This window comes from Pseudomonas corrugata (assembly GCF_050920615.1).
Taxonomy (GTDB): Bacteria; Pseudomonadota; Gammaproteobacteria; order Pseudomonadales; family Pseudomonadaceae; genus Aquipseudomonas; species Aquipseudomonas corrugata.
In genome coordinates this window covers 3,951,861-3,953,091 of the sequence record NZ_CP130434.1, presented here as the reverse complement: position 1 = coordinate 3,953,091, position 1,231 = coordinate 3,951,861, and the positions used below count along the sequence as shown (strand labels likewise).

Annotated in this window: 1 protein-coding gene; it reads left to right on the top strand. The window is 61.3% G+C overall.

What is annotated here, in order from left to right:
- The first annotated feature begins 78 nt into the window (after positions 1-78).
- Complete coding sequence (gene macA / locus QZH45_RS17630; RefSeq protein WP_024779109.1) at positions 79-1,230, top strand: macrolide transporter subunit MacA; 1,152 nt, start codon at positions 79-81, stop codon at positions 1,228-1,230.
- The last annotated feature ends 1 nt before the right edge of the window (position 1,231 follow it).

Here is a 1,231-nt window from a genome sequence, read left to right as displayed (position 1 = left end):
CCGCCCTGCCTTTGGGCACACCCATGGAACCCGGCGCTACGTTGGCCGGGCCTGAACTCAACGCACTCATGGTTATTTATGGAAAAGTCTAAGTTTCGCAAAATCGCTATCGTGCTTGTCCTGGTCGTAGTGACCGGCCTGGTTTTCTACAGCGCTCAGTCGCCGGGGAAACCGCCGGAGTACCTGACCGCTACGGTCGAGCGCACAGACATCGAAAACGCGGTGCTGGCCACCGGGACGCTCCAGGGCGTCAAGCAGGTTGATGTCGGTGCCCAGGTGTCCGGGCAATTGAAGTCGCTCAAGGTCAAGTTGGGCGACAAGGTGAAGAAGGGCCAGTGGCTGGCGGAAATCGACCCGCTGCTGGCGCAGAACGCCTTGCGCCAGGCCCTGGTCAACGAAGAAAACCTGAAGGCAAAGCGGCAAGCCACCGCGGCACAACTCAAGGACGCGAAAGCCACCTACGATCGCTACAAGGTGCTGCAACCGGACGACGCGATTTCCAAGCAGGAATTCGAGACCGCCGAATCGAACTACAAGGTGGAGGCTGCCAACCTGCTGTCCCTCGATGCACAGATCAAGGACGCGCAGATCCAGGTGGAAACGGCCCGGGTCAACCTGGCCTATACCCACATCGTCGCGCCTATCGACGGCTATGTGGTGGGGATCGTGACCCAGGAAGGCCAGACCGTGATCGCCGAACAACTGGCGCCGGTGCTGCTGAAACTGGCCGACCTGGACACCATGACCGTCAAGGCCCAGGTATCCGAGGCCGACGTGATTCACATCGTGCCCGGGCAAGAAGTGTATTTCACCATCCTCGGTGAGGCGGAAAAGCGCTACTACGCCACGCTGCGCGGCACTGAGCCGGCACCGCAGAACTTCCTGGAGACGCAGAACGCCGGGACGCCCAAGCAGAACACCGCGGTGTTCTACAACAGCCTGTTCGACGTGCCGAACCCCGATCATCGCCTGCGTATCTCGATGACGGCCCAGGTCCGTATCGTCCTGGACAAGGCCAAAGCGGTGCTGACCGTTCCGGTCGCGGCCCTGGGTGCGAAGAACCAGGATGGCAGCTACGTGGTCCGTGTACTGGACGCGGAAGGCAAGGCCCAGCCGCGCAACGTCCAGACGGGTATCAACAACAACGTCAGGGCTGAAATCAAGGATGGCCTGGCAGAAGGTGACAAGGTCGTCATCGGTGAGCCGACCCCAGCCGTGGCAGGAGCCTGAC